The 25585-nt window shown below is 72.0% G+C and carries 25 protein-coding genes; 16 read left to right on the top strand and 9 right to left on the bottom strand.

The features are described from left to right. Positions 1 to 34 precede the first annotated feature (34 nt). Positions 35 to 931, top strand: a complete 897-nt coding sequence (gene nadC, locus ABZV00_RS04805) for a carboxylating nicotinate-nucleotide diphosphorylase (protein ID WP_328421189.1) — start codon at positions 35 to 37, stop codon at positions 929 to 931. A gap of 39 nt (positions 932 to 970) precedes the next feature. Here nadC and ABZV00_RS04800 read toward each other — a convergent pair whose 3' ends face one another. Next, the gene (locus tag ABZV00_RS04800) at positions 971 to 2062 is read right to left on the bottom strand and encodes a hypothetical protein (RefSeq protein ID WP_355601873.1); all 1092 of its coding nucleotides are present in this window, start codon (positions 2060 to 2062) and stop codon (positions 971 to 973) included. Between the two features lie 118 nt (positions 2063 to 2180). On the opposite strand from ABZV00_RS04800, the gene ABZV00_RS04795 reads away from it, so the two are divergent. Beyond that, positions 2181 to 2939 (top strand): type III pantothenate kinase, encoded by a 759-nt coding sequence (locus ABZV00_RS04795; protein ID WP_252417322.1) that lies wholly within the window; start codon positions 2181 to 2183, stop codon positions 2937 to 2939. Between the two features lie 10 nt (positions 2940 to 2949). On the opposite strand, the gene ABZV00_RS04790 is transcribed toward ABZV00_RS04795, so the two are convergent. Beyond that, complete coding sequence (locus ABZV00_RS04790) at positions 2950 to 3693, bottom strand: class I SAM-dependent methyltransferase (protein ID WP_355601871.1); 744 nt, start codon at positions 3691 to 3693, stop codon at positions 2950 to 2952. A gap of 88 nt (positions 3694 to 3781) precedes the next feature. On the opposite strand from ABZV00_RS04790, the gene lysS reads away from it, so the two are divergent. The 3 genes from lysS to ABZV00_RS04775 all read left to right on the top strand — a co-directional run bounded on the left by lysS (position 3782) and on the right by ABZV00_RS04775 (position 8786). Next, the gene (gene lysS, locus ABZV00_RS04785) at positions 3782 to 5290 is read left to right on the top strand and encodes a lysine--tRNA ligase (RefSeq protein WP_328421180.1); all 1509 of its coding nucleotides are present in this window, start codon (positions 3782 to 3784) and stop codon (positions 5288 to 5290) included. 109 nt (positions 5291 to 5399) lie between these two features. Further along, positions 5400 to 5744, top strand: a complete 345-nt coding sequence (locus ABZV00_RS04780) for an Lsr2 family protein (RefSeq protein WP_328421179.1) — start codon at positions 5400 to 5402, stop codon at positions 5742 to 5744. Positions 5745 to 6254: 510 nt separating this feature from the next. Next, the gene (locus ABZV00_RS04775) at positions 6255 to 8786 is read left to right on the top strand and encodes an ATP-dependent Clp protease ATP-binding subunit (protein WP_328421177.1); all 2532 of its coding nucleotides are present in this window, start codon (positions 6255 to 6257) and stop codon (positions 8784 to 8786) included. Positions 8787 to 9018: 232 nt separating this feature from the next. Here the strand turns inward: ABZV00_RS04775 and ABZV00_RS04770 are convergent, their stop codons facing one another. Further along, positions 9019 to 9930, bottom strand: coding sequence for an A/G-specific adenine glycosylase (locus ABZV00_RS04770; protein WP_355601868.1), 912 nt, complete (start codon positions 9928 to 9930; stop codon positions 9019 to 9021). Positions 9931 to 10026: 96 nt separating this feature from the next. On the opposite strand from ABZV00_RS04770, the gene ABZV00_RS04765 reads away from it, so the two are divergent. From ABZV00_RS04765 to ABZV00_RS04755, 3 genes are all read left to right on the top strand, one after another. After that, on the top strand, positions 10027 to 10539 hold the full coding sequence (locus ABZV00_RS04765) for an ACT domain-containing protein (RefSeq protein WP_328421173.1): 513 nt from the start codon (positions 10027 to 10029) through the stop codon (positions 10537 to 10539). Beyond that, on the top strand, positions 10536 to 11132 hold the full coding sequence (locus ABZV00_RS04760) for a peptide deformylase (protein WP_355601866.1): 597 nt from the start codon (positions 10536 to 10538) through the stop codon (positions 11130 to 11132). Before ABZV00_RS04765 ends, ABZV00_RS04760 begins: the two co-directional genes overlap by 4 nt. A gap of 118 nt (positions 11133 to 11250) precedes the next feature. Further along, entirely contained in the window at positions 11251 to 11961 is a 711-nt protein-coding gene (locus ABZV00_RS04755; RefSeq protein ID WP_355601864.1) for a hypothetical protein, read from the top strand. A gap of 6 nt (positions 11962 to 11967) precedes the next feature. Here ABZV00_RS04755 and disA read toward each other — a convergent pair whose 3' ends face one another. From disA to ABZV00_RS04735, 4 genes are all read right to left on the bottom strand, one after another. Next, positions 11968 to 13152: a DNA integrity scanning diadenylate cyclase DisA gene (disA, locus tag ABZV00_RS04750; protein WP_328421167.1), complete on the bottom strand. Its 1185-nt coding sequence runs from the start codon at positions 13150 to 13152 to the stop codon at positions 11968 to 11970. A gap of 131 nt (positions 13153 to 13283) precedes the next feature. After that, positions 13284 to 14741 carry a DNA repair protein RadA gene (gene radA, locus ABZV00_RS04745; RefSeq protein WP_328421164.1) on the bottom strand — a complete coding sequence of 486 codons (1458 nt, stop codon included), beginning with the start codon at positions 14739 to 14741 and terminating at the stop codon, positions 13284 to 13286. An 85-nt stretch (positions 14742 to 14826) separates the two neighbouring features. After that, complete coding sequence (locus ABZV00_RS04740; protein ID WP_355601861.1) at positions 14827 to 15618, bottom strand: hypothetical protein; 792 nt, start codon at positions 15616 to 15618, stop codon at positions 14827 to 14829. Between the two features lie 139 nt (positions 15619 to 15757). Continuing rightward, on the bottom strand, positions 15758 to 16645 hold the full coding sequence (locus ABZV00_RS04735) for a UbiA family prenyltransferase (RefSeq protein WP_355601860.1): 888 nt from the start codon (positions 16643 to 16645) through the stop codon (positions 15758 to 15760). On the opposite strand from ABZV00_RS04735, the gene ABZV00_RS04730 reads away from it, so the two are divergent. From ABZV00_RS04730 to ABZV00_RS04715, 4 genes are all read left to right on the top strand, one after another. After that, entirely contained in the window at positions 16644 to 17414 is a 771-nt protein-coding gene (locus ABZV00_RS04730) for a methyltransferase domain-containing protein (RefSeq protein WP_328421158.1), read from the top strand. The two genes, ABZV00_RS04735 and ABZV00_RS04730, sit on opposite strands and share 2 nt — an antisense overlap. 42 nt (positions 17415 to 17456) lie before the next feature. After that, a complete protein-coding gene (locus ABZV00_RS04725; protein WP_355601859.1) occupies positions 17457 to 18626 on the top strand; it encodes an acyl-CoA dehydrogenase family protein in 1170 nt (389 codons plus the stop codon). An 84-nt stretch (positions 18627 to 18710) separates the two neighbouring features. Further along, the gene (locus ABZV00_RS04720; protein WP_355601858.1) at positions 18711 to 19769 is read left to right on the top strand and encodes a type III polyketide synthase; all 1059 of its coding nucleotides are present in this window, start codon (positions 18711 to 18713) and stop codon (positions 19767 to 19769) included. Positions 19770 to 19801: 32 nt separating this feature from the next. Continuing rightward, entirely contained in the window at positions 19802 to 20449 is a 648-nt protein-coding gene (locus ABZV00_RS04715) for a hypothetical protein (RefSeq protein WP_355601857.1), read from the top strand. Positions 20450 to 20501: 52 nt separating this feature from the next. On the opposite strand, the gene ABZV00_RS04710 is transcribed toward ABZV00_RS04715, so the two are convergent. After that, on the bottom strand, positions 20502 to 21197 hold the full coding sequence (locus ABZV00_RS04710) for a hypothetical protein (RefSeq protein ID WP_355601856.1): 696 nt from the start codon (positions 21195 to 21197) through the stop codon (positions 20502 to 20504). Between the two features lie 328 nt (positions 21198 to 21525). Here ABZV00_RS04710 and ABZV00_RS04705 point away from each other — a divergent pair, with 328 nt between their 5' ends. Genes ABZV00_RS04705 through ABZV00_RS04690 form a run of 4 tightly spaced genes read left to right on the top strand, consistent with a single transcriptional unit; the run spans position 21526 to position 24301 of the window. Further along, a complete protein-coding gene (locus ABZV00_RS04705) occupies positions 21526 to 22011 on the top strand; it encodes a CarD family transcriptional regulator (protein ID WP_328421148.1) in 486 nt (161 codons plus the stop codon). Positions 22012 to 22067: 56 nt separating this feature from the next. Then, a complete protein-coding gene (gene ispD / locus ABZV00_RS04700) occupies positions 22068 to 22763 on the top strand; it encodes a 2-C-methyl-D-erythritol 4-phosphate cytidylyltransferase (protein WP_355601855.1) in 696 nt (231 codons plus the stop codon). Positions 22764 to 22776: 13 nt separating this feature from the next. Further along, positions 22777 to 23262 (top strand): 2-C-methyl-D-erythritol 2,4-cyclodiphosphate synthase, encoded by a 486-nt coding sequence (ispF, locus tag ABZV00_RS04695; protein WP_328426137.1) that lies wholly within the window; start codon positions 22777 to 22779, stop codon positions 23260 to 23262. A 10-nt stretch (positions 23263 to 23272) separates the two neighbouring features. Beyond that, positions 23273 to 24301 carry a tetratricopeptide repeat protein gene (locus tag ABZV00_RS04690; RefSeq protein ID WP_355601853.1) on the top strand — a complete coding sequence of 343 codons (1029 nt, stop codon included), beginning with the start codon at positions 23273 to 23275 and terminating at the stop codon, positions 24299 to 24301. Positions 24302 to 24349: 48 nt separating this feature from the next. Here the strand turns inward: ABZV00_RS04690 and ABZV00_RS04685 are convergent, their stop codons facing one another. Continuing rightward, positions 24350 to 25516 (bottom strand): homogentisate 1,2-dioxygenase domain-containing protein, encoded by a 1167-nt coding sequence (locus ABZV00_RS04685; RefSeq protein WP_355601851.1) that lies wholly within the window; start codon positions 25514 to 25516, stop codon positions 24350 to 24352. Positions 25517 to 25585: the final 69 nt, after the last annotated feature.

Raw genomic sequence — 25585 nt, 5'->3', positions numbered from 1 at the left:
TTTGCAGGCCCCGCAGTCGGAAACGGAGAAGGTCATGACGGAGTCGACGCGGCAGGCGATGCGGGCGGCCGGACTGGACCCCGCGCAGGTGCGGCGGGTGATCGAGAACGCGCTGGTCGAGGACCTGGGGCCGGACTTCCTGGACGTCACGAGCGTGGCCACCATCCCGGCGGAGCAGACCGACACCGCCGACCTGGTGGCCCGCGCGGACGGCGTGGTGGCCGGGATGGCGGTGGCCGCCGCCGTGTTCGAGCTGGTCGGCGAGGTGACCGGGTTCGGCCGTACCGTCGAGGTGTCGGTGCTGGCCCGCGACGGGGAGCGGGTGGCGCGCGGCGATGTGCTGGCGACGGTGACCGGGCCGACCCGGCTGCTGCTCACCGCCGAGCGCACCGCGCTCAACCTGCTCTGCCGGATGTCCGGGGTGGCCACCCACACCCGTGCCTGGGCGGATGCGCTGGCCGGCACGAAGGCGATGGTGCTGGACACCCGCAAGACCACGCCGGGCCTGCGGCAGCTGGAGAAGTACGCGGTGCGGGCCGGCGGCGGCACCAACAAGCGGATGGGCCTCTACGACGTGGCCATGATCAAGGACAACCACAAGCTCGCCGCCGGGGGCATCACCGCGGCCTATCGGCGGGTCCGGGAGGCGTTCCCGGAGGTGCCGGTGCAGGTCGAGGTGACCACGGTCGGCGAGGCGGTGGAGGCGGTGGAGGCCGGTGCGGGCTTCCTGCTCTGCGACAACATGACGCCGGAGACGCTCGCGGAAGCGGTGACGGCGGTGGGGGACCGGGCGGAGCTGGAGGCGACCGGCGGCCTGACCCTGGAGGTGGCCGGCCGGTACGCGGCCACCGGTGTCGACTTCCTCTCGGTGGGCGCGCTGACCCACTCGTCGCCCATTCTGGACATCGCCATGGACCTGCGGATCGAGTGACGGGTGTCCGGCCCGGCGCTACTCGCGGCGGGCCGGGCCTCAGACGGTGGTCAGTGAGGTGGTGGCCAGGTTGAAGATCACCCGGTTCTCGGTGTCCTGCCGGCCGTCCAGGCCGTACTTGGCCCGGAAGAGTTCCAGCACCCGGTTGTAGATCTCGGGCGGCAGCTCGTCGGCCTCGCCGATGGCGAAGGTCTCGCCCTCCGCCTCGGGCCGGTCCAGCACCACACTCAGCCCGGCCAGGCCGTGCCGGGCCACGTTGCGCACCAGGTCGGTGCCGGCGATGTACCAGTCGCCGTCGGAGCGGACGTAGAGCGCCTCGCAGGTCTCCAGGTCCCGACCGGCCTGGCGCAGGCAGAGCCGCAGGGTGAGGCAGGCCGCCAGGTCCTCCACCGGCGCGGTCTCCCACAGCTCGGCGAACCGGTCGTCAACGAACTCGCCGAGCGGGGTCGAGACGAACGCCTCGATCTGCTGGGTGTCGAAGGTGCTGCCCTGGACCGGGAAGAACGAGATGAACGCCTTGCCGTCCCAGCGGTACATCTGCACCGAGGGGGCGGCGCTGTAGACCCGGACCTGGAGCCGGGCCCGGGCCGACTCGGGCAGCTCCTCGGCGAGCCGGGCCAGGTGCCACATGTTGTTGAGGATGGCCACCGAGGCGTCCCGCCGGCGCAGCTCCTCGCCGCGCAGCCGGACCGCCGGCGAGTCCGGGTCGAGCAGCAGCACCTTGACGGCGGCGCCGTTGACGAGCGCGGAGCGGAGCGCCGCCACGAACCGGGACGCGTACGGGCCCTCCAGCATGCTGGTCCAGGTCTCCAGGATGGCCACGATCTCCCGGGACTGGGCGACCCGTTCGATCAGCGCGTCCCGGTCCAGTCGCGGGTGCTCGATGATGCTGACCGTCTGGAGTTCGCGGAAGAGCGGGTTGAGCACCACGTAGGTCAGCAGCGTCATGATCAGCGCGGCGCCGATGTTGAGGTAGAGATCGCCGGCGAAGCTGCCGGCCTCCCGCAGGGACGCCCGCCACGCCTGCACGATCATCCAGATAGCGCCGCCGGCCAGTGCGACCAGCACCAGCACGTGCCGCCTACGCCGGCGCAGGGTGTTACGGCCCCGCACCCACCACGTCCCCGACATGTCCGCTCCCCGTCCGGCCGCGCCGTGGATTGACCCATGTTCATGTCGCGATGCGACAAGGATACGGTCCGCAACCCGGTCCGCACCCGCCCGTACGGTCGTTGTCTAGGCTGCGTGCGTGCTGCTCTGCATCGACATCGGAAACACCAACACCGTGCTGGCGACCTTCGACGGCGACAAGCTGGTGCACTCCTGGCGGATCAAGACCGATGCCCGCTCGACGGCGGATGAGCTGGGTCTGATGTTCCGGGGCCTGCTCGCCGGGGACAACGTCGAGATCACCGGCGTGGCCGCCTGCTCCACGGTGCCGGCCGCGCTGCGGTCACTGCGCACCATGCTCGGCCGCTACTACGCCGACCTGCCGAGCGTGATCGTCGAGCCCGGAGTGCGGACCGGCGTGCAGTTGGCGATCGACAACCCGAAGGAGGTGGGCGCCGACCGGGTGGTGAACACCCTGGCCGCGTACACCCTCTATGGCGGGCCGTCGATCGTCGTGGACTTCGGCACCACCACCAACTTCGACGTGATCAGCGGTCGGGGCGAGTTCCTCGGTGGGGCGTTCGCACCGGGCATCGAGATCTCCTTCGACGCGCTCGCCGCGCGCGCCGCCCAGCTACGCAAGGTCGAGGCGACCAAGCCCCGCTCGGTGATCGGCAAGAACACCGTGGAATGCCTCCAGTCCGGCCTGTACTTCGGCTTCGCCGGGCAGGTGGACCGCATCGTCGAGCGGATGACCGAGGAGCTGGGCACGGTGAAGGCGGTGATCGCCACCGGCGGTCTCGCCTCCCTGGTGATCAACGAGTGCCGCAGCATCACCCACCACGAGCCGATGATCACCCTGATCGGCCTGCGGATGGTCTACGACCGCAACCTGTGACCCCGGTGGTTCAGCGCCGTCGGGCGCGGAAGACCAGCGTCCGGTACGGCAGCTCGATGGTCTCCCGGCCGGTTAGGTCCGGGTGGCTGGCCAGGAGGTCTCGGACCTTCCGGTCGACCTCGTCCCGTTCCTGGGGGCTGGCGGTCAGCCAGTAGGAGCGGGTGCGCACCATGCCGAGTAGCTGCTCTGGGGTGAGCCGGGTCCGGTGCGCGAACTGGGCCAGCTCCACCGGCCCGAAGGCCGGGCCGAAGCCGGTGACCTGCTGGAGCAGGTCGCCGGAGTTGTCCCGGAGGTCGGCGATCCGGCTCAACTCGGCGATCCAGCTGGCCGCCCGGTCGTCCCGAACGTTCCAGATCGGGGCGAACGTCCCACCCGGCCGAAGCACCCGGGCGACCTCGGCGTGCGCGGGCTCCTTGTCGAACCAGTGGTAGGCCTGGCCGACCAGCACCGCGTCAGCGATGCCGTCCGGCAGTGGCACCGACTCGGCGCTGCCGGCCAGGGCCGTGAGACCGGGGGTGGCGGCGTCCAGTTGGGCCCGCATGCCGGGGTCGGGCTCCACCGGCCGGACCTGGTGGCCGAGCGCCCGTACGACGCGGGTCAGGATGCCGGTGCCGGCGCCGAGGTCGACGACCTGGGCGGCGTCGTTCAGCCCGTCGAGCGCCCAGCGGACCGCCTCCTCCGGATAGGTGGGGCGAAACCGGTCATAATCGCTCGCCGCAGCGCCGAAGGAGAGGGCATGAGTGTGATCGACCATGGCGGGCAGGTTATCCGGTAACAGCCCCCCAGGCGCTTGAGTACGCTCGGGCCTGACCCCCTGTATCTCCGTGACGAGGAAGCGTGCCGTGACCGAGCAGAACGCCGTGCCAGTGGACCCCGCCGACGACCTTCCCGAGCAGATGAAGGTCCGCCGGGAGAAGCGGGACCGGATGCTCGCCGACGGCGTCGAGCCGTACCCGGTCGGATTTCCCCGCACGGCCACCCTGGCGGAGGTGCGGGCCCGTTACGCCGACCTGCCCACCGACACCGCCACCGGCGACCAGACCTCGGTCACCGGTCGGGTGATCTTCGTGCGCAACACCGGCAAGCTCTGCTTCGCGACCCTGCGCGACGGGGACGGCACCGAGCTGCAGGCGATGCTCTCCCTGGACCGGGTCGGGCCGGAACGCCTGGAGGACTGGAAGCGCCTGGTCGACCTCGGTGACCACGTCGGCGTCACCGGCGAGGTGATCACCAGTCGCCGGGGAGAGCTGTCCGTGCTGGCCGAGCGGTGGGAGATGACCGCCAAGTCGCTGCGGCCACTGCCGGTGGCGCACAAGCCGCTCTCCGAGGAGGCGCGGGTCCGCCAGCGCTACGTCGACCTGATCGTCCGGCCGCAGGCCCGACAGATGGTCCGTACCCGGGCCGCGGCGGTGCGCAGCCTGCGCGATTCGCTGCACGGACAGGGTTTCATCGAGGTGGAAACGCCGATGTTGCAACTGCTGCATGGCGGCGCGGCGGCCCGACCGTTCGTGACTCACAGCAATGCGTTGAGCACTGATCTGTATCTGCGAATCGCTCCGGAACTGTTTCTCAAGCGCGCAGTGGTCGGCGGCGTCGACCGGGTCTTCGAGATCAACCGCAACTTCCGTAATGAGGGTGTCGACTCTTCGCACTCGCCGGAGTTCGCGATGCTGGAGACGTACCAGACGTACGGCGACTACAACACGATGGCCGAGTTGACCCGCAATCTCGTGCAACAGGCGGCGGTCGCGGTCAGCGGCTCGACCGTGGTGACCCACGCCGACGGGCGGGAGTTCGACCTGGGCGGGGAGTGGCGGTCGGTAACCCTGTTCGGGGTGCTTTCCGAGGCACTCGGCGAGGAGGTCACGGTCCGCACCGAACGGTCCCGACTGGTCGAGTACGCGGACAAGGTGGGATTGGCCGTGGACCCGAAGTGGGGCCCGGGCAAGCTGGCCGAGGAACTGTTCGAGGAACTGGTCGTTCCCGGCCTGGAGGCGCCCACCTTCATCCGGGACTACCCGGAGGAGACCAGCCCGCTCACCCGGGCCCACCGTGACGAGCCGGGGCTGGCGGAGAAGTGGGACCTGTACGTGCTCGGGTTCGAGCTGGGCACCGCGTACTCCGAACTGGTCGACCCGGTGGTGCAGCGGGACCGGCTGCTGGCCCAGGCGCAGCTCGCCGCTCGTGGCGACGACGAGGCGATGCGTCTCGACGAGGACTTTCTCCGGGCGATGGAGTACGGAATGCCGCCGGCCGGCGGTATGGGAATGGGAATCGACCGGCTGTTGATGGCCCTGACCGGGCTCGGAATTCGGGAAACGATCCTCTTCCCGTTGGTGCGCCCCGAGTAGTCTCGGCGGCTCGCGTCGGGTCGATACCGCATCCTATTGACGGGGCGAGCAGAGCACGGGTTATTGTGCTCTCGTTAGCAGGAGACCCTGCTCGAAAGGAATGTGGGACGTGGCCAAGCAGATCATTCACAAGCTGGTCGATGACCTGGACGGCGGGGACGCTGACGAGACCGTCAAGTTCGCCCTCGACGGCGTCCAGTACGAGATCGACCTGTCGAGTTCCAACGCCGCGAAATTGCGCGACGCTTTTGCGTCGTACGTGGCCGCCGGCACCAAGGTGGGCCGGGGCGGCGTGGTGATCGGTGGGCGTGCTGCCCGCGGTCGGGGTGGCGCGACCGCTGACCGGGAGCAGAACAAGGCGATCCGGGACTGGGCCAAGAAGGCCGGCAAGGACATCTCGGACCGGGGTCGAATCCCGCAGGAGATCGTCGACGAGTTCCACGCGAAGCGCTGATCCGTCAGCAGCTTGGTGGCATCGACCACCGCAGGGCGACACGACGCCGGGCCGGAGCATTCTCCGGGCCGGCGTCGCCGTATCCACGGCCGCCGGCGGGGGTCGTCGGGCCAGCGGAGCGTCCGGGAAGCATTCCCGCCCGCCCGACGTTGTCCACAACCAGTGGAGCAGCTATCCACAGCCTGTGGACAACTTCCCCCAGGGTCGGGCGCGGCGTTCGTCGCCAGCGCTGACCCCCCTCTCGGAGCCTCTCAGGGCCGGGAGAGGGCTTCCGTCGCGCCAGTCGGATTTCGCTCTGCGCGTAGCGACAGGGGTACCGGAACACCTCCTGAGCGCGGACGGTTGTCCAAAACAACGTGGAACCGACCCACACCGGAGACACACGACCTCAGCTGAGTCGGTCAGCGACGATAGAGTAAGGAGGCACGGACGCCCGTCCCGGACGTTCGTGCACCGGCCCCGCCAAGATCTAGACCATCAAGGCGCACGGCACGTGAGGAGCACGAGGGCATGTTCGAGCGGTTCACCGACCGAGCGCGACGGGTTGTCGTCCTGGCCCAAGAAGAGGCCCGGATGCTCAACCACAACTACATCGGTACGGAACACATCCTGCTGGGCCTGATCCACGAAGGTGAAGGCGTCGCGGCAAAGGCCCTGGAGAGCCTCGGCATCTCCCTGGAGGGCGTCCGCCAGCAGGTCGAGGAGATCATCGGCCAGGGCCAGCAGGCGCCGAGCGGGCACATCCCGTTCACGCCGCGGGCCAAGAAGGTGCTGGAGCTGTCGCTGCGCGAGGCGCTGCAGCTCGGCCACAACTACATCGGCACGGAGCACATCCTGCTCGGTCTGATCCGCGAGGGTGAGGGCGTCGCCGCCCAGGTGCTGGTCAAGCTCGGCGCCGACCTCAACCGGGTCCGCCAGCAGGTGATCCAGCTGCTCTCCGGCTACCAGGGCAAGGAGCCGGCCGCCGCTGGCGCCGCGCCGGGTGAGGCCGCGCCGTCGACCAGCCTGGTGCTGGACCAGTTCGGCCGCAACCTGACCCAGGCCGCCCGCGAGGGCAAGCTCGACCCGGTCATCGGGCGCGAGAAGGAAATCGAGCGGGTCATGCAGGTGCTCTCCCGCCGTACCAAGAACAACCCGGTCCTGATCGGTGAGCCCGGCGTCGGTAAGACCGCCGTGGTGGAGGGGCTGTCCCAGAAGATCATCAAGGGCGAGGTGCCCGAGACGCTCAAGGACAAGCAGCTCTACACGCTCGACCTCGGTGCGCTGGTCGCCGGTTCCCGCTACCGCGGTGACTTCGAGGAGCGCCTCAAGAAGGTGCTCAAGGAGATCCGCACCCGCGGTGACATCATCCTGTTCATCGACGAGATCCACACCCTGGTGGGTGCGGGTGCCGCCGAGGGCGCGATCGACGCGGCGAGCATCCTCAAGCCGATGCTGGCCCGTGGTGAGCTGCAGACCATCGGTGCCACCACGCTCGACGAGTACCGCAAGCACCTGGAGAAGGACGCCGCGCTCGAGCGCCGGTTCCAGCCGATCCAGGTGGGCGAGCCGTCGCTGGCGCACACCATCGAGATCCTCAAGGGCCTGCGCGACCGCTACGAAGCCCACCACCGCGTCTCGATCACCGACGCCGCTCTCGTGGCAGCCGCCACGCTGGCCGACCGGTACATCTCCGACCGCTTCCTGCCGGACAAGGCGATCGACCTGATCGACGAGGCCGGCGCCCGGATGCGGATCCGCCGGATGACCGCGCCGCCAGACCTGCGCGACTTCGACGAGCGCATCGCCCAGGTGCGTCGCGACAAGGAGTCCGCGATCGACGCGCAGGACTTCGAGCGCGCCGCCCAGCTGCGCGACAAGGAGAAGCAGCTCCTTGGCCAGAAGGCGCAGCGGGAGAAGGAGTGGAAGGCCGGTGACCTGGACGTCGTCAGCGAGGTCGACGACGAGCAGATCGCCGAGGTGCTCGGCAACTGGACGGGTATCCCGGTCTACAAGCTGACCGAGGAGGAGACCTCGCGCCTGCTGCGCATGGAGGACGAGCTGCACAAGCGCGTCATCGGCCAGGAGGACGCGGTCAAGGCGGTCTCGAAGGCGATCCGGCGTACCCGGGCCGGCCTGAAGGACCCGAAGCGCCCGTCGGGCTCGTTCATCTTCGCCGGCCCGTCCGGCGTGGGTAAGACCGAGCTGTCCAAGGCGCTCGCCGAGTTCCTCTTCGGCAGCGAGGATGCCCTCATCCAGCTGGACATGTCCGAGTTCCACGACCGCTACACGGTCTCCCGGCTGGTGGGTGCCCCTCCCGGCTACGTCGGCTACGACGAGGGCGGGCAGCTGACCGAGAAGGTGCGGCGTCGGCCGTTCTCGGTGGTTCTCTTCGACGAGATCGAGAAGGCCCACCCGGACGTGTTCAACACGCTGCTCCAGATCCTGGAGGACGGTCGGCTCACCGACGGTCAGGGTCGGATCGTGGACTTCAAGAACACGGTCATCATCCTGACCACCAACCTGGGCACCAGGGACGTCGCCAAGGCGGTGTCGCTCGGCTTCCAGGCGTCGGAGGACTCCGAGTCCAACTACGACCGGATGAAGCAGAAGGTCAACGACGAGCTCAAGCAGCACTTCCGGCCTGAGTTCCTCAACCGGATCGACGACACCATCGTCTTCCACCAGCTGCGCCAGAACGAGATCCTCTCGATCGTGGACATCATGATCCAGCGGATCGAGACGCAGCTGCGCAACAAGGACATGGGTCTGGAGCTGACCGACAACGCCAAGAAGTACCTGGCGCTGAAGGGCTTCGACCCGGTGCTCGGTGCCCGTCCTCTGCGTCGCACGATCCAGCGCGACATCGAGGACAACCTCTCCGAGCGGATCCTGTTCAACGAGCTGACCCCGGGTCAGATCGTGGTGGTGGACTGCGAGGGCGACCCGAACGACATCGACAAGTCCAAGCTCGTCTTCCATGGCGCGGATAAGCCGGTCGAGGTTCCGGACGCCGTACCGGCCGATCTCGGCGGCACCGCCGCCGCAGGCGCGGACGAGTAGCAAGACCAGCAGCGAGGGCGAGGCCTCGGTGGCGCAAGCCACCGGGGCCTCGCCTTTTCCGCTGTCCGTCCGCCACACCGCGCGCGGCTTCAACTCGGCGGTCGTCGTCCGCCTCGGCCGGGATCGTTGCGATGATCGACTCGGTGTCGGCGATGTCGCGGTGTCCTGGCGTCGGTAGGCCCCGATGTCCGCGATATGGAGTCGATCACCGCCGCACCGGCCGGTCCACGGGTCAGGCGCTGAGGTCGGGGGTCGGCAGGGACGGGCCGTCGCCGACGAGGCGGAAGGAGTCGGCACCGGCGGGTTCCACCAGTCCGTCGTGCACCAGGCCGGCCAGGGCACGGGCGCGCTGCACGTCGTCGGTCCAGACCTGGTCCAGCCGCTGGTGCGGGACTGGCCCGGTCGACTCCCGGAGCACCCCGAGCAGTAGTCCGCGTACCTGCCGGTCGGTGCCCGCGTACCGCTGGGGCCGGCGGGTCGGTCCGGCCGGTGCCTCCTGCCCGGAGGCCCGCCACGCGCAGACCGACTCGACCGGGCAGGCCGCGCAGCGTGGTGACCGGGCCGTGCAGATCACCGCACCCAACTCCATGAAGGCGGCGCTGGCCAGCGCCGCGGCGGCCGGCTCCACCGGCAGCAGCTCCTCCGTGGCGACCAGGTCGGCCGGTCGGGTGACCGGCCCGGCGTCCGGTTCGCCGGCGACCGCCCGGCAGACCACCCGGCGCACGTTGGTGTCGACCACCGGGTGCCGCTGCCCGTACGCGAACGCGGCCACCGCCCGCGCCGTGTACGTGCCGACTCCCGGCAGCGCCAGCAGCTGCTCCAGCCGGTCCGGCACCTGGCCGCCGTGCCGGTCCACGATCGCGACCGCGCACTCCCGCAGCCGGACCGCGCGGCGGGGGTAGCCGAGGCGTCCCCACATCCGGATCGCCTCGGCCGGGCTGTCCGCCGCCAGCGCGGCCGGGTTCGGCCAGCGGGCCAGCCAGGCCTGCCAGGCGGGTACCACCCGGACCACCGGCGTCTGCTGGAGCATGACCTCGCTGACCAGGATGGCCCACGGGCTGGCGCCGGGTTCGCGCCATGGCAGGTCACGGGCGTGCTGCTGGTACCACCGGCTGACCATGGTGGCGAAATCGGGCTCAGTCATCGCGTCGTCGATGATGTCACGCGGCGCATTCCCGCTGGATGGGCGGCTCGGGCGGGGTGCCACTGCGGCAGCGGACGGATCGGGCAGAATGCGCGGATGAACGAGCTCGCGATCACCGTCATCGGCCGGGACCGGCCGGGCATCGTGGCCGACGTCGCGGAGGTGCTGGCCCGACTGGGCGCGAATCTCACCGACAGCACGATGACCCGGCTGCGGGGGCATTTCGCGATGACCCTCATCTGCACCGGCCCGGCCGCCGCCGACGTCGAGGCCGCGCTGGCGCCGCTGGCCGCCGAGGGTCAGCTGTTGGCGACGGTACGCGCGGTCACCCCGGACGCCGAGGTGCCTCCGGTGGGCGAGCCGTACGTGATGGCGGTGCACGGGTCGGACCGGATGGGCATCGTCGCGGCGATGACCCGGGTGCTGGTGGACGCCGGCGGGAACGTCACCGACCTGAGCACCCGGTTGGCCGGCTCGCTCTACGTGGTGCTGGCCGAGGTCGAGTTGCCGGCTGGAGTCGCCGACACGTTGATCGGCCGGCTGCACCGTACGGCCACCGAGTTGGGCGTCGAGGTGACCCTCCGGCCGGCGGATCCGGACCTGCTGTGACCGGCGAGCGGAGCGGGGCGGACACCGGCCGGGACGTCGAGACGTACGCCGGTTTGGGCGACTGGACGCCGGAGTCGCTGGCAGTGCCGGGCGAGGTGCGGCCGGTGGTGTCGGCCCCGCACCCGGTCCTGAGTCGGGTCGGCGGTGAGGTCGATCCGACCGCCGAGGAGACGGTCCGGCTGGCCGCCGACCTGGTCGCCACGATGCGGGTCTCGCCGGGCTGCGTCGGGCTGGCCGCACCGCAGATCGGGGTGGGTGCCCGGGTCTTCGCTGTCGATGTCACCGGGCATCCGAAGGCGGTCACCGTGCACGGCACCTTCGTGCTCTGCAACGCCCGGGTGGTCGAGGCGACCCGGTGGAAGCCGGGCCGGGAGGGGTGCATGTCGGTGCCGGCCCTGACCGGGGACGTGAAGCGTGCCAGCCGGCTGGTGGTGGAGGGGGACCTGCCGGGCACCGGGGAGCCGGTCCGGCTGGTGACCGACGGCTTCGAGGCGCGGGCGTTGCAGCACGAGATCGACCACTGCGCCGGGCTGCTCTTCCTGGACCGGGTGGCCGGCGCGCATGCGGTCTATCAGCGCAAGGTCTACCTCTGATCGGGCACGGGACGATCGACTTGTCCGTCCTTAGTGGACGCGCGGTGGGTCGAGTCGGTGACGTTCCGGCGCGTCGCGCCGGCCTGGCGGGGACCGCGCCGCTACGGTGGGGGGCATCATGCGTCTGACGGTCGGCCCCCTGCCACCCGCCGTGTACTGGCGGCGTCGTGTCGTCGTACTCGGAGCGGGGCTTCTCTTCCTGATTGTCCTGCTCTATTCCTGCACCGGCTCGGGCCGCTCGGGCGGCAAACCGCAGGCGGGGGCGACTCCGACGTCCGCCGCGACCCCGGGTCCCGGGGGGTCGGTGCTGACACCGCAGACCGGGGCTCCGCCAGCGTCCGGGTCCGCCGATCCTGATACGGGGGAGCCGAGCCCCGAGATCACCAGCAACGTGGTGCCGCCGGACGCGGCCGCCGGATCGGTGGACGACGGCACCTGCACCGACGCGGAGATCAGCGTGACCTCGGTGGCGCAGCCCACCTCGGTGCAGCGCGGGGCGGTGGTCGACCTTCAGCTCAAGATCAGGAACACGTCGGACCGGACGTGCAGCCGGAACGTCGGCGCCGATCTCCAGGAGATCTTCATCAAGTCCGGTGCCGAGAAGATCTGGTCGTCGGACACCTGCGGCAAGGTGAAGGGGTCGGACGTGCAGTCCTTCACCCCCAACTTCGTGCGCTCCTACCAGGTGGGCTGGAACGGACGGGACACCACCCGGTGCGACAACAGCGGGCTGGCTGCCGGGCCCTTCCCGCCGGCCGGGACGTACCAGGTGTTCGCCCGGGTCGGCACCAAGTTGAGCGCACCGCTGAAGATCACCATCACCGGCTGAGCCGGGTCAGACGTACCGCTCCAGGATCGATGCCTCGGCGAGCCGGGACAGCCCCTCGCGGACGCCCCGGGCCCGGGCATCACCAACCCCCTCGACGGCCTGCAGGTCCTCCACCGTCGCGCCCAGCAGCCGCTGGAGGCTGCCGAAGTGCACCACCAGGCGGTCGACCACCGGCACCGGCAGTCGGGGCACCTTGGCCAGCAGCCGGAATCCGCGGGGGCTGACGGCGGCGTCCAGTGCGTCCGATGCGGCGGGGTAACCGATCGCCTTGGCCACCGCCACCAGGTCGATCAGCTCGGTCGCGCCGAGCAGATCCAACTCGACCAGCGCCTCGTCCAGGGTGCGGGACTTGCGGCCGACCGGCAGGTAATCCCGGATGACCAGTGTCCGGTCGGCGTCCACGCCGGCCATCAGCTCGTCGAGCTGGAGTGCGAGCAGTCGGCCGTCGGTGCCCAGCTCGACCACGTAACCGGCGATCTCGTCGGCGATCCGGCGGACCATCTCCAGCCGCTGCACCACCGCCACCGCGTCCCGCACGGTGACGAGATCCTCGATCTCCAGTGCGGAGAGCGTCCCGGAGACCTCGTCCAGCCGGAGCTTGTAGCGCTCCAGCGTGGCCAGCGCCTGGTTGGCCCGGGAGAGGATGGCCGCCGAGTCGTCGAGCACGTGCCGCTGACCGTTGACGTAGAGACTGATGATGCGCATCGACTGGCTGACCGAGATGACCGGGTAGCCGGTCTGCCGGGCCACCCGCTCGGCGGTGCGGTGCCGGGTGCCGGACTCCTCCGTCGGGATGGACGGGTCGGGCATCAGGTGCACCGCTGCCCGCACGATCCGGGTGCCATCGCTGGAGAGCACCACGGCGCCGTCCATCTTGCACAGCTCCCGCACCCGGGTCGCGGAGAACTCCACGTCCAGCGGGAAGCCGCCGGTGCACAGACCCTCGACGATCTTGTCGTAACCGAGCACGATGAGCGCGCCGGTGCGGCCGCGCAGGATGCGCTCCAACCCGTCGCGCAGCGCGGTGCCGGGTGCCATCAGGGCGAGGTTGGCGCGCAGCGGATCCCCGGCGCTCCCGGTGGCACCCGCGGTCACGTTCACGCTGATCGGGCGGGCGGGCGAGCCCATGCCACCGGTGCGGGCGTGAGGCGGCGCGCCGGCAGGCTTGGTGGTATCGCGGTCGATCGGCACGGGCACAGTCTACGGACTGCGGTGCGGTGGGTGCTGTCGTGGTTACTGTGATGTGTCACGATGCCGCCCTTCCAACCGTTTCCCGCTTGCGGCGCGCTGTCCGGTATCGCCCTCCACGTCGACACGGTGGGTCACTCGGCGGACGCGCGGGCCGCATGGTGCAGGGCCGAGCGGACATCGGTGACCTCGGTCACCCGCATCTGCTCAGGGCCGGCACCGGTGCTGGCCGGGCCGCAACCGGGCGGGACCAGGGCCACCTTGAACCCCAGCCGAGCCGCCTCGGCCAGCCGGCGCGGCACCGCCCCGACCCGGCGCACCTCGCCGGTCAGCCCCACCTCACCGATCGCCACCAGGTGCGGCGCGATGGCCAGGTTGAGCCCGCCCGAGGCGACCGCCAACGCGACCGCCAGGTCGGCGGCCGGCTCGACGACCCGGATGCCGCCCACGGTGGCCGCGAAGACCTCCCGGTCATGCAGGGTCAGCCGCTCGGTGCGGCGTTGCAGCACCGCGAGAACCATTGCCAACCGGGCTGAGTCGAGGCCGGAGACGGTGCGTCGGGGTGAGCCGGCCACCGTCGCGCCGATCAGCGCCTGCACCTCGGTGACCAGGGCACGGCGCCCCTCCATCGCCACGGTCACGCAGGTGCCCGGCACCGGCTCCGAGTAGCGGGTCAGGAACAGCCCGGACGGGTCGGCCAGGCTGCTGATGCCGCCCTCGTGCATCTCGAAGCAGCCCACCTCGTCAGCCGCGCCGAACCGGTTCTTGACGCCGCGCACCAGCCGCAGCGAGGAGTGCTTGTCACCCTCGAAGTGCAGCACCACGTCGACCAGGTGCTCCAGCACCCGGGGCCCGGCCACCTGGCCGTCCTTGGTGACGTGCCCGACCAGCACGGTGGCGATGCCCCGCTCCTTGGCCACCGCGACCAGCGCGGCGGTGACCGCCCGGACCTGGGTCACGCCACCGGGAACCCCCTCGCTGGCGGTGGTCGAGATGGTCTGCACCGAGTCGAGCACCAGCAGGCCGGGCTTGACCGCGTCGAGGTGCCCCAGCACCGCCGCCAGGTCGCTCTCCGCAGCCAGGTAGAGCTGGTCGTGCAGGGTGCCCATCCGCTCGGCGCGCAGCCGCACCTGACTGACCGACTCTTCCCCGCTGACCACCAGCGAGGGGGTGCCGGAGCCGGCGGCCCACTGCTGCGCCACGTCCAGCAGCAGGGTCGACTTGCCCACGCCGGGCTCGCCGGCGAGCAGCACCACCGCGCCCGGGACCAGGCCGCCACCGAGCACCCGGTCGAGCTCACTCACCCCGGTGGGCCGGGCGCGGGCCGGCGCGGCGCTGATGGTGGCGATCGGCCGAGCCGGCTCGGCCGGCAGCCGGGAGCTGACCACCCGACCGGAAACCGTCGGACCGGTCACCGTGCTCTCGACCACCGCGCCCCACTCGCCGCACTCCGGGCAGCGCCCGACCCACTTGGGGGGCTGGTGGCCGCAGGCGTCGCACTCGTAGGCCGGACGCGGCTCGCGGGCGGTGGACCGACCGCGGGCGCCACTGGCCGTGCCGCCGCGCGGAGAGGTCGATCGGGAGGTGGTCACATCAGGACGCTAGCCCTCGCGTACGACGAAAACACCCCGGCGTGGTGGTCACCACGCCGGGGTGTTTGTCGATGCCGGGGTTTGGTCAGCCGTGGCCGGAGCCGCCCTCTTCCTCACCCTCGTAGCCACCCTCGCGCTCGATGATCGGCGACGGGGGTGCCGCGGGGGTGAGCGGCACCGCGATCGGCGCGGGGCCGGTCACCGCGTTGCCGTTGCCGAAGTCGAAGGTCACGAAGACGTTCTGGCCGGAGCGCAGCGCCTCGGTCAGGCCGATCAGCCGGAGCTGCGTGGTGGCCTCGGAGTTGAGCTGGAGGTAGCTCAGCGGTGCCAGCTCGATGCGGGCGGGCTCCCCCGGGGTGGAGGGGCTGGCCGAGCCCGACGCCCGCGCCGACTCCGGGGCGGACGGGGTGGCCGAGGACGACCCGGTCTCGGACGGGGTCGCCGAAGGGCTGGCCGAGCCGGACTCGGAGGCCGACGGGCTGGGCGTACCGGACTCGGAGGCGGACGGGCTGGCGGAGGGCGACGCCGAGGCGGACGGCGACGCGCTCGCCGAGCCGCCGCTGATCACCACCTCGCGGGCGCTCTCGGTGGTGACGGTGACCGTCACCGTTTCCTTCGAGTCGTTGTAGATCACGGCGTTGAGCGCGGCGTCCTGCCCGGCCCGGTAGCCCTCGACGCCCGGGTACTCGACCAGCAGGCCGCGTACCGCGAAGGCGCCGTTGCCGGCCGAGAGGTTGACGCCCTGGACCGACGGCGCCTTCTTGGCGGTCTCGGCGATCTGGCCGGCGCCGCACCCGGACACCAGCAGGCTGGTGGCCGCCGCAATCCCGGACAGCAGCAGGGCCGCCCGCCGGGATCCCCTGATCGAGCGCGTCACGTCGGTCCTCCTCGTCACGATCCCCACCCGGCCGCACGCCGGGCACGGTGGCCATACCCGCGCAGACCGCGCTCCAGGGTAGTTGGGGCTGATCGAGGCCCGCACGCGGACCCGGCAATGCCACCTCCCCGGGTACCGGTCACACCACCCGACCGCTCGCCACCAGCAGGACCACGTCGATGAGGGCCACCAGCATCACCGCGCGGAAGGCGGCCACCGGCCGCCGTCCGGCCCGGACCGCCGAGCGTCCGGCGTACCAGCTCAGCGGCGGCACCACGGCGGCCGTGCCGATCGCCGCCACCCCGATCGCCGACGGCGGCCCGGGCGGCCCGAGCACCAGGGCCGCGGTTGCCGCGAGCAGCAGCGCGGCCGCGGCCACCCGGCTGCCTGCCGCACCCAGTCGGTGCGGCAGGCCACGCACCCCGGTGCGGGCGTCGTCGGCCAGGTCGGGGAGCACGTTGGCGAAGTGCGCGCCGGCGCCCAGGCAGGCACCTGCGGCCAGCAGCCAGGCCGGCGGGGTCGGCTCACCGGGCAGCGCCAGCACCACGAAGGCGGGCAGCGCGCCGAAGGAGACCGCGTACGGCAGCACCGAGAAGGCGGTGGCCTTGAGCGGCCAGTCGTAGAGCAGCGCGGAGACCAGGGCGACGGTGAGCCAGAACGCTGCCGTGGGGTTGGTGGTCAGCGCCAGCAGCGGGCAGGCCACCGCGGCCGCCGTCGCGGCCCAGGCCGTGGTGCGTCGGCTGACCGCGCCGGCGGCGACCGGCTTGTCGGTACGCCCCACCGTGGCATCCCGCTCGGCGTCCAGCGCGTCGTTGGTCCAGCCCACGGCGAGCTGGCTGGCCAGCACGGCGAGCACCACCGAGGCGATTCCGGCGGGCCGGTGCCCCACTCCCCAGGCCAGCAGACCGGCCACCGTGGTCACCGCTGCGGCCGGTTCCGGATGGCTCGCCCTGACCAGCCCTAACACCCTCGACGACATAAGGGAAGTCTGGTCGTTACCGAGCAGTCGTGCCACGCTCGGTGCCATGCGAGACGTGGCTGCGGCCGCGGCGTCCACCGGCCCCCGGGTGCTGCCGCGTAACGATCCGCGCCAGTACGACGACCTGGCCGGCGAGTGGTGGCGGCCGGATGGCGCGTTCGCGATGCTGCACTGGCTGGCCGAGGCCCGCGCGGCGATGGTGCCGCCCGCCACCCGCCCCGACGCGCTCCTGGTCGACCTGGGCTGCGGTGCCGGGCTGCTCGCGCCACACCTGGCCGGCAAGGGATACCGGCACGTCGGCGTCGACCTGACCCGTTCGGCGCTGGTCCAGGCCGCGGAGCACGGGGTACGCGTGCTCCAGGCCGACGTCACCGCGGTCCCGCTCCCCGACGGCTGCGCCGATGTGGTCTCCGCCGGTGAGCTGCTGGAACATGTGCCGGCCTGGCCGCGCGCGGTGGCCGAGGCGTGCCGGCTGCTGCGCCCGGGCGGCGTACTGGTGCTGGACACTCTGAACGACACGGTGCTGGCCCGTCTGGTCGCGGTGCGAATCGCGGAGCGCCTGCCGGCGGTGCCGCGCGGCATCCACGATCCACAGTTGTTCGTGGACGCCCACGCGCTGGTGACCGAGTGCGCGCGACACGGTGTCGAGCTGCGGTTGCGCGGCATCCGACCCCAGTTCGGTGGCATGCTCGCCTGGCTGCTGCGGCGGGCTCGCGCGTCTCGGACGCCCGGCGCGGCCGCCGGCCGTGCCCCACGCATCGTGCCGACCTGGTCCACCGCAGTGCTGTACCAGGGCCGGGGGGTCCGCAACGGATAGTCGGGCCGTGGCGGGGGTATGGGACGCCGAGGAGGGGGCGATATGACGGTGCACGCGCTGGAGGCGGCCCGCCGGTTGGCGCCGCGGTTCGCCGCGCGAGCGGCGGAGCACGACCGGGACGGCTCCTTTCCGGTCGAGGACTTTCGTGACCTGCGGGAGGCCGGCCTGTTCGGGCTGATGGTGCCCCGGGCGCTGGGTGGCCTGGGCGCCAGCTTCGCCGAGTACGCCGCGGTGGCTACCGAGCTTGCCCGGGGCAACGGCGCCACCGCCCTGGTGTTCAACATGCACGCCTCGGTGACGGGTGCGCTCGGCGCGGTCACCGAGGAGTTGGCCGAGGCGCTGGGTGTGCCGGACGAGGCGCTGGCCGCCCGGGACCGGCTGCTCACCGCCGCGGCGCACGGCTCCTGGTACGCGGTCGCCATGAGTGAGCGCGGCGCGGGTGCACGGCTCTCCCAGCTGAGCACGGTCTACGAGGCGACCGACGAGGGCTGGCACCTCAAGGGCAGCAAGACCTTCTGCTCCGGTGCCGGGCACGCCGATGGCTACCTGGTGGCCGCGCGCAGTTCCGCCGACCAGTCGGTGGTCTCCCAGTTCCTGGTGCCGTCCGGCCCGGACGGGCTGACCGTCGAGCCGACCTGGGACGCGCTCGGCATGCGCGCAACCTCCTCCCATGACCTGCACCTGGACGTCACGGTGCCGGCCGACCGGCTGCTCGGCGGGGTGGAGGGGTTGGCCCTGGTGGTCGCCCAGCTGATGCCCCACTGGCTGGTGGCGAGCTACGCGGCGGTCTACGTCGGGGTGGCCCGGGCGGCGATCGACGCGGCGGTCGAGCATCTCAACGCCCGCAATCTGGCCGGCCTGCCGGCGGTGCGGGCCCGGCTGGGGCGGGCGGACGCGGCGACGGCGGCGGCCCAACTGGTGGTGGCCGAGGCGGCCCGTCGTGTGGACGAGACGCCGGGCGACGCGGAGACCAACCGCTGGGTGTGGCGGGCGAAGCTGCTGGCCGGCACCACGGCCGCCGAGGTGGCGGCGTCGATGCTGGAGGCGGCGGGCACCTCGGCGACCCGGCGCGGCCATCCGTTGGAGCGGCTCTACCGGGACGCCCGCTGTGGCTCACTGCATCCGGCCACCTCGGACGTCTGCGCCGACTGGCTCGGCATCGCCGCGTTGGGCGGAGACCCGGACCGCGACGGATCGGCCCCGCGTTGGTGAGCCGCAGCGGCTCGACTGCCACGGGGGATGGGCCGGGCGGGTGGCCGGCGGGACGGCAAGGGGGAGGACAGCGTCGGACGAGAGGTGGGGATCGTGTCCGTACCAGTGATCGCGGGGCTCGGGACGGCGCAACCGCCGTCCGCTTCACAGGACGAGTTGTGGGAGGGCTTCTTCTCCCGGCACTTCTCCGGCACCACCCGGTCGTTGGCCCAGCGGATCTTCGCGAACTCGGGCGTGACGCGGCGGCAGGCGGCGGTCAATCCCCTGCTGGAGGACGCCTCGGACTGGCCGACCGAGCGACGGATGCGCCGCTACCAGGTTGAGGCGCTGCCGCTGGGCAAGGAGGCGGTCGGCCGCGCGTTGACCGCTGCCGGGCTGGGTGCCGGTGACATCGGTTTGTTCATCGTCTGTTCCTGCACCGGGTACGCCACCCCTGGGCTGGACATCCTGCTCGCCCGGGACCTCGGCATGGCCCCGGACACCCAGCGGATGTTCGTCGGCCACATGGGCTGCTACGCGGCGCTGCCGGGGCTGGGCGCGGCGAGCGACTTCGTCACCGCACGGGGTCGTCCGGCGCTGCTGCTCTGCGCGGAGCTGACGAGCCTGCACATCCAGCCGTCCAGCGCCCGGGTGGACACCCAGCAGATCGTCTCGCACGCACTCTTCTCGGACGCCGCGGTCGCCGCCGTGGTGGTGCCGGGCGGCCCGGGGTACGCGCTGCGCGAGGTCACGGCGGTGACCGACACGTCCACCGCCGACCACATGACCTGGGACGTCACCGACACCGGCTTCCGGATGGGGTTGTCGCCGAAGGTGCCGCAGGTGCTCTCCAGGCATGTCCGTGGGCTGGTCGACGATCTGTTGGCCCGGCATGGCACCACCGGCTCCGAGGTGGACGGTTGGGCGGTGCACCCGGGCGGGCCGCGGATCCTCAACGTGGTCGAGCGGGAGTTGGCCCTGCCGCCGCAGGCGTTGGCGGCGTCCCGGGCGACGCTCGACGAGCACGGCAACTGCTCGTCTCCTACCGTGCTGCTGATCCTGGACCGGTTGAGCCGCGCGGCGTCGGCGCCTCGACGGATCGTCATGCTGGCGTTCGGTCCCGGCCTCACCCTGTACGCCGCCCTGCTGGATCGACAGGGCTGAGCGTCCCGCAGCCCGGCCGGTACGCTCGCCGCATGGATTCGGAGGCGGATGATCGGCTGCGGTCGGCGGTGCTGGCCGGGGTGGCCCTGGCTGCCCTGGCCGTCGGCGGTTGGTGGTGGCGGGCCGCTGCTCCCGCCCCGACGGCTGATCCGGCGACGGCCGCTCCGACCGCTGGGCCGACCGTCAGCACGGCACTGGACCGCGTCATGGCCAGCGGTGTGCCGGGTGAGGGGGTGACGGCGCTGGTGGATCCCGAGACGGGCGAGGCCACCGAGGTGCGACGCGCGCCGGGGGTGTCGATCGACCCGGAGACGGGCTGGATCACCGACATCGACGGTGATTCGGGCGAGTTCTTCTTCCAGGGGGACGCGTCGGGTGGGCTGCCCCGGTTCAGCGAGACGATCTGGCGGGAGCGGGCGACGCTGACCCCGGGGCAGCCCGTGACCCGGCAGTCCGCCGACGACGGCGCCCGCTATCTGCTCCAGTACCGGTGCACCGGGCCGGGTGCCATGCTGCTGGTGATCACCGGCGCCCAGATCGCCGGGTCGCCCCGGGTCGACTGCGACGGCACGGTCAGCGTCAGCGAGGTGGACACCACCGGCGGGCTGATCCGGGTGTCGCTGTCGACGGCGGGGGAGCAGCCGGTCGAGGTCGAGGCGCAACTGGCCGCGCTGCCCTGACCGTGGGTGCACCGGTCCCGGCAACCCGTCCGTCCAGCGACGGACGGCCGCGTCAGGCGGCGAGGGCGGTCAGGTCCGCGCGGTACGCGTCGACCGGGCCCAGCTCGGGCAGCACGCGGGTCACCACGCCGGTTCGGTCGACCAGCAGTCCGGTCGCGGTGCCGGAGCGGGCCGGCTGGCCCACGAACGAGCGCAGGCCGCCGGCGGGATCGGCCAGCGCGCGTGCGTCTCGTCTGGTCGGCGGTGGGGCCGGCACCGTCCGCCCTCCGGTGACGGTGACCACGGCCACCCCGGCGGGCGCCGCCACCACCGCCTCGGCGACCCGGTCCGGGCAGGTGCAGCCGTCCACCAAGATGATCATGGCGGGCAGTAGGCCGCGCAGCGGCACCGGCGCCTGGCCGGCGTCGACCAGGTCCAGTGCGGGCAGCGCCCGCCCGGTGAGGGCGGCGGGTGGTGAGTAGGGAGCGGGGGTCGGGCGGTCGGCGCCGCGGTTGGCGCGCGGCCAGGTGACCGCGAGCAGGCCGGCCAGCGTGGTGAGCAGCGCCACCAGCAGGACCAGCAGCGGCAGGGCCAGGGCCCGGGGGCCGTCACCGGGTTGACCGGGGGCCCGGCGCAGTTCACGGCGGAGCTGGGCCGCCTCGTAGGCGAGCTCGGAGGCATCGTCGGGCACCACGACCCGACCCCACTCGGGTGGCAGGTCGGGCAGGCCGTCGGACGGCCCCTGGCCCTCTGCGTCTGGTTTGCCCATCGGACCCCCTGACAGCGTCTCGAGAGCGGCGTGCGGGTCTGCCTCCAGCGTCCCGCACTGGGGGCACCTCCCGCTAGATCTGGGCGCAGTCCCGCCGGGAGGGATACCATGGGGGGAGCGCATAGCCCTTGATCTCGACGTTCTGTTCACCCGTACCGGGAAGTCACCCGTGCGTTACGGAGCGTGTTCAAACCATTGGTTTGACCGCCTGTCAAGCTGAAGCAAGACCTCTCACAGGGCCCCTGAGCTGCGCCAACGGTCAGGACATCGGTGAGACATCGGTGCCTGAGCGTGTTACCCTAGACACAGCGAAAGGGGTTTCGAACCTATGGTTTTCAGTGTCGGCGAGACCGTTGTTTACCCCCACCACGGGGCCGCACTCATCGAGGCAATCGAGACTCGGGTCATCAAGGGCGAGCCCAAGCAGTACCTCGTCCTGAGGGTCGCTCAGGGTGACCTGACGGTCCGGGTGCCGGCCGAGAACGCCGAGATCGTGGGTGTGCGCGAGGTGGTCGGCGAAGAGGGCCTCGGCCTTGTCTTCGACGTTCTTCGGGCTCCGCACACCGAGGAGCCGACCAACTGGTCGCGGCGTTACAAGGCCAACCTGGAAAAGCTGGCCTCCGGAAACCCGCTGAAGGTCGCCGAGGTCGTCCGTGACCTGTGGCGCCGGGAGCGGGAGCGGGGCCTTTCCGCGGGTGAGAAGCGGATGCTCGCCAAGGCCCGTGACATTCTCGTCGGCGAGGTCGCGCTGGCGGAGAAGAGCACCAAGGACGAGGCGGAGATGCTGCTCGACAAGGTGCTCACCGAGGCCTAGTCCGCACAGCATCGTCGTACCCACTTCGTAGCGAAGAAACCACCGAGGACCGTGACGTGACCGCGCAGCTCAATCCGCGCGGTGACGTCGCGGTCCTCGTTCCTGCGGCGGGTGCCGGCGTACGGCTCGGCCCCGGCCGACCCAAGGCGCTGCGCCTGCTCGCTGGCGAGTCGTTGCTGGTGCACGCCGTGCGCCGGCTGGCCGCAGCGCCCTCGGTGCACACGATCGTGGTGGCCGCGCCGGCCACCGAGGTGACGGCCGTACGCGAGCTGCTCGCTCCGGTGGCGCCGGTGACCGTGGTGCCCGGCGGCGCGGAGCGGCAGGCGTCGGTGGCCGCCGCGCTGGCCGCGGTGCCCGCCGGTCCGGCGATCATCCTGGTGCACGACGCCGCCCGGGCGCTCACCCCGCCGGAGCTGGTCGAATCCGTCGCGGCGGCGGTCCGCGAGGGGCGGGACGCGGTGATCCCGGTGCTGCCGGTCGTCGACACGATCAAGGAGGTCGGCGCCGGCGAGGTGGTGCTCGGCACCGTCGACCGGTCCGCCCTGCGCGCGGTGCAGACCCCGCAGGGTTTCCGCCGGTCCGTGCTCACCGCCGCGCACGCCGCGGCCGGCGATCCGCTCACCGACGACGCCGGTCTGGTCGAGAAGCAGGGCGTCACGGTGAGCTGCGTGCCGGGCTCGGAGTACGCGCTGAAGATCACCCGTCCGTTCGACCTGGCGCTGGCGGAGCACCTGCTGGCCGCCGCCGGCTGACGCGTACCCTCTGATCATGATCGTTCCCCGGGTGGCCGTCGGCACCGACGTGCACGCGTTCGCGCCCGACCGGCCGTGCTGGGTGGCCGGCCTGCTGTGGCCCGATCAGGACGGCCTGGCCGGGCACTCGGACGCCGACGTGGCCGCGCACGCCGCCTGCAACGCACTGCTCTCCGCCGCCGGTCTCGGCGATCTCGGCTCCACCTTCGGAGTGGGCCAGCCGGAGTGGGCCGGCGCGTCCGGGGTGGCCCTGCTGACCGAGACGGCCCGCCGGGTCCGGGCCGCCGGCCTGGCCATCGGCAACGTGTCCGTGCAGATCGTCGGCAACCGCCCCAAGATCGGCCCGCGCCGCGAGGAGGCCCAGCGGGTGCTCTCCGCCGCCGTCGGAGCCCCGGTCACCGTCTCCGCCGCCACCACCGACGGGTTGGGCTTCACCGGCCGCGGTGAGGGGCTGGCCGGTATCGCGGTGGCCCTGGTGTACGACGCCCCGGCCACCTAGGCTCGCCGCGATGTCCAGCGACCCCGCCCCCGACCGGTCCGCCGCCGATGGCTATCTCCAGCGGGCCCAACTCCTCGCCGAGCTCGGCCGCCACGACGAAGCGGCCGGGGAGCTGACCTACGGGCTCGCCCTGCAGCCCGACGACCCGGACGCGCTCACCATGCTGGCCCGGGTGCACCTGGCCGCCGGCCGGCCGGCTGATGCGCTCACCACCGCCGACGCGGCCGTGGCCGCCGCACCCGAGGCGCTCCCACCGCTGGTCGCCAGGGGCATGGCGCTGGCCGATCTGGAGCGCTACCCCGAGTCGGCCGCGACCGCCGACCGGATCCTCGCGCTCGGCCCGGCGGACGCGTACGCCCAACGCAGTGCGGCGGCGATCCTGGCCGGCGCGCGCAACGGCCAGCCGGCGCTGAACGCGGCCTGGCGCGGGGTCGAACTGGCCCCGGAGGAACCGCAGGCGCACCTGGTGCTCGGCCTGGTCGCCGCCCGGCTGGAGCTGTTCGACCTGGCCGAGCGGGCCTACCGGGAGGCGTTGCGGCTCGACCCGCGCCTCGCCGAGGCCCGGCACGACGTGGGTGTCATCCGGCTGGAGCAGCGCCGCTGGTCGGAGGCGCTGGAGCACCTCGCCGAGGCGGCCACGATCAGCCCGAAACGGATGGACTCGGGGCGAACCATCGCCTACGGCCTGCACCGCCTGGTGCTCTACGGCGCGGGCTGGTCGCTGGTGGCCGCGGTGCTGGTGGCGTTCGCGGCCTCGGCGAGCGACGGGTTCTCCCGTGTCCTGGCGGTGCTCGCCGCGCTCACCGGCGGGGTCGTGGTCTGGCAGCTCGCGGCCCGGCTGCCGGGGCTGACGCGGACCGTCCTACCCGAACTGCTGCACTCGGACCGGACGCTCGCCCTGGCGATCTACGCGGTGGCCGCCGCGCCGGTGCTGCTGCTGGTGTACGCGGTGGTCGGCTCGCCGTGGCCGCTGGTGCTGGCCATCGCCGCCACCGCGGTCGCCGAGTTCGCCATCTTCACCCGCACCGCCATCCGCTGACCACCAGCAGCTCAACGGGCGCCGCCTGGCTCGACCAGGCCCAGGGGACTAGGCCCGACGCGCCCAGGTCCAGGCGTAGCCGTCGTCCTCGCAGCTACGGGCCGCGTCGCAGAGGTCCAGTGGGCGGAAGGTGTCGACCATGACGGCCAGTTCGTCGAAGTAATCCGCGCCGATGGAGCGCTCGGCGGCACCCGGCTGGGGGCCGTGTGTGAAGCCGGACGGGTGCAGTGAGATCGAGCCCTGCTCGATGCCGGAGCCGCGCCGGGCCTCGTAGTTGCCGCCGGTGTAGAAGAGCATCTCGTCGGAGTCGACGTTGTGGTGGTTGTACGGCACCGGGATCGAGTCCGGGTGGTAGTCGACCTTGCGGGGCACGAACGAGCAGATGACGAAGTTGGGGCCCTGGAAAGTCTGGTGCACCGGCGGGGGCTGGTGGATCCGGCCGGTGATCGGCTCGAAGTCGTGGATCGAGAACGCCCACGGGTAGAGGTGCCCGTCCCAGCCGACCACGTCGAACGGGTGGTGGGCGTAGACGTAACGGGTCCAACCACGCCGGTGGCGGACCAGCACCTCCGCCTCCTCGCCGTCGACGAGCAGCGGGGCGTCGGGGCCGCGGACGTCGCGCTCGCAGTACGGCGAGTGCTCCAGGAACTGGCCGCGTACCGAGAGGTAGCGCTTGGGCGGGCCGATGTGCCCGGCCGCCTCGATTGTGAGCAGCCGGACGGGCTGCTCGCCGGTGGGCACCAGCCGGTGGATGGTCGAGGTGGGGATGACGACGTAGTCCCCGGCGACCGCGTCCAGCACGCCGAACGGGGACTCGACCCGCAGCGAGCCCGCCTCGACGTAGAGGCAGTGGTCGCCGGTGGCGTCGCGGAACAGCGGCGAGGGCCGGTCGGCGAGCACGTAACCGATCCGCACGTCGTCGTTGGCGAGCAGGTACTGCCGGCCGAGGATTGGGTCGGCACCGCCGGTGTCGAGCTTGTGGGTGCGCAGGTGGCGCGGCTTGAGCGGCAGGTTCGGCGTCCGGGCGAACCCCGGTGGGGTGAACTCGTCGGCGGCCAGGATCGCGGTGGGCGCGTGCCGGTGGTAGAGCAGGGACGAGTCGGAGGAGAAACCCTCCTGGCCCATCAGCTCCTCGGCGTAGAGGCTGCCGTCGGGCTGACGGAACTGGGTGTGGCGCTTGCGCGGCACCTCGCCGACGCTGCGGTAGTACGGCATCTCGCCTCCCATATGTCCCGTTCACCGGCCGGGGGCGTCCGATTATCGGACGCGGTTGTCCGTTCCTTG

It is taken from the genome of Micromonospora sp. NPDC005173 (assembly GCF_040608515.1).
Taxonomy (GTDB): Bacteria; Actinomycetota; Actinomycetes; order Mycobacteriales; family Micromonosporaceae; genus Micromonospora.
The sequence above is the reverse complement of the archived record's forward strand: the minus strand, read 5'-3'. Positions and strand labels throughout refer to the sequence as shown.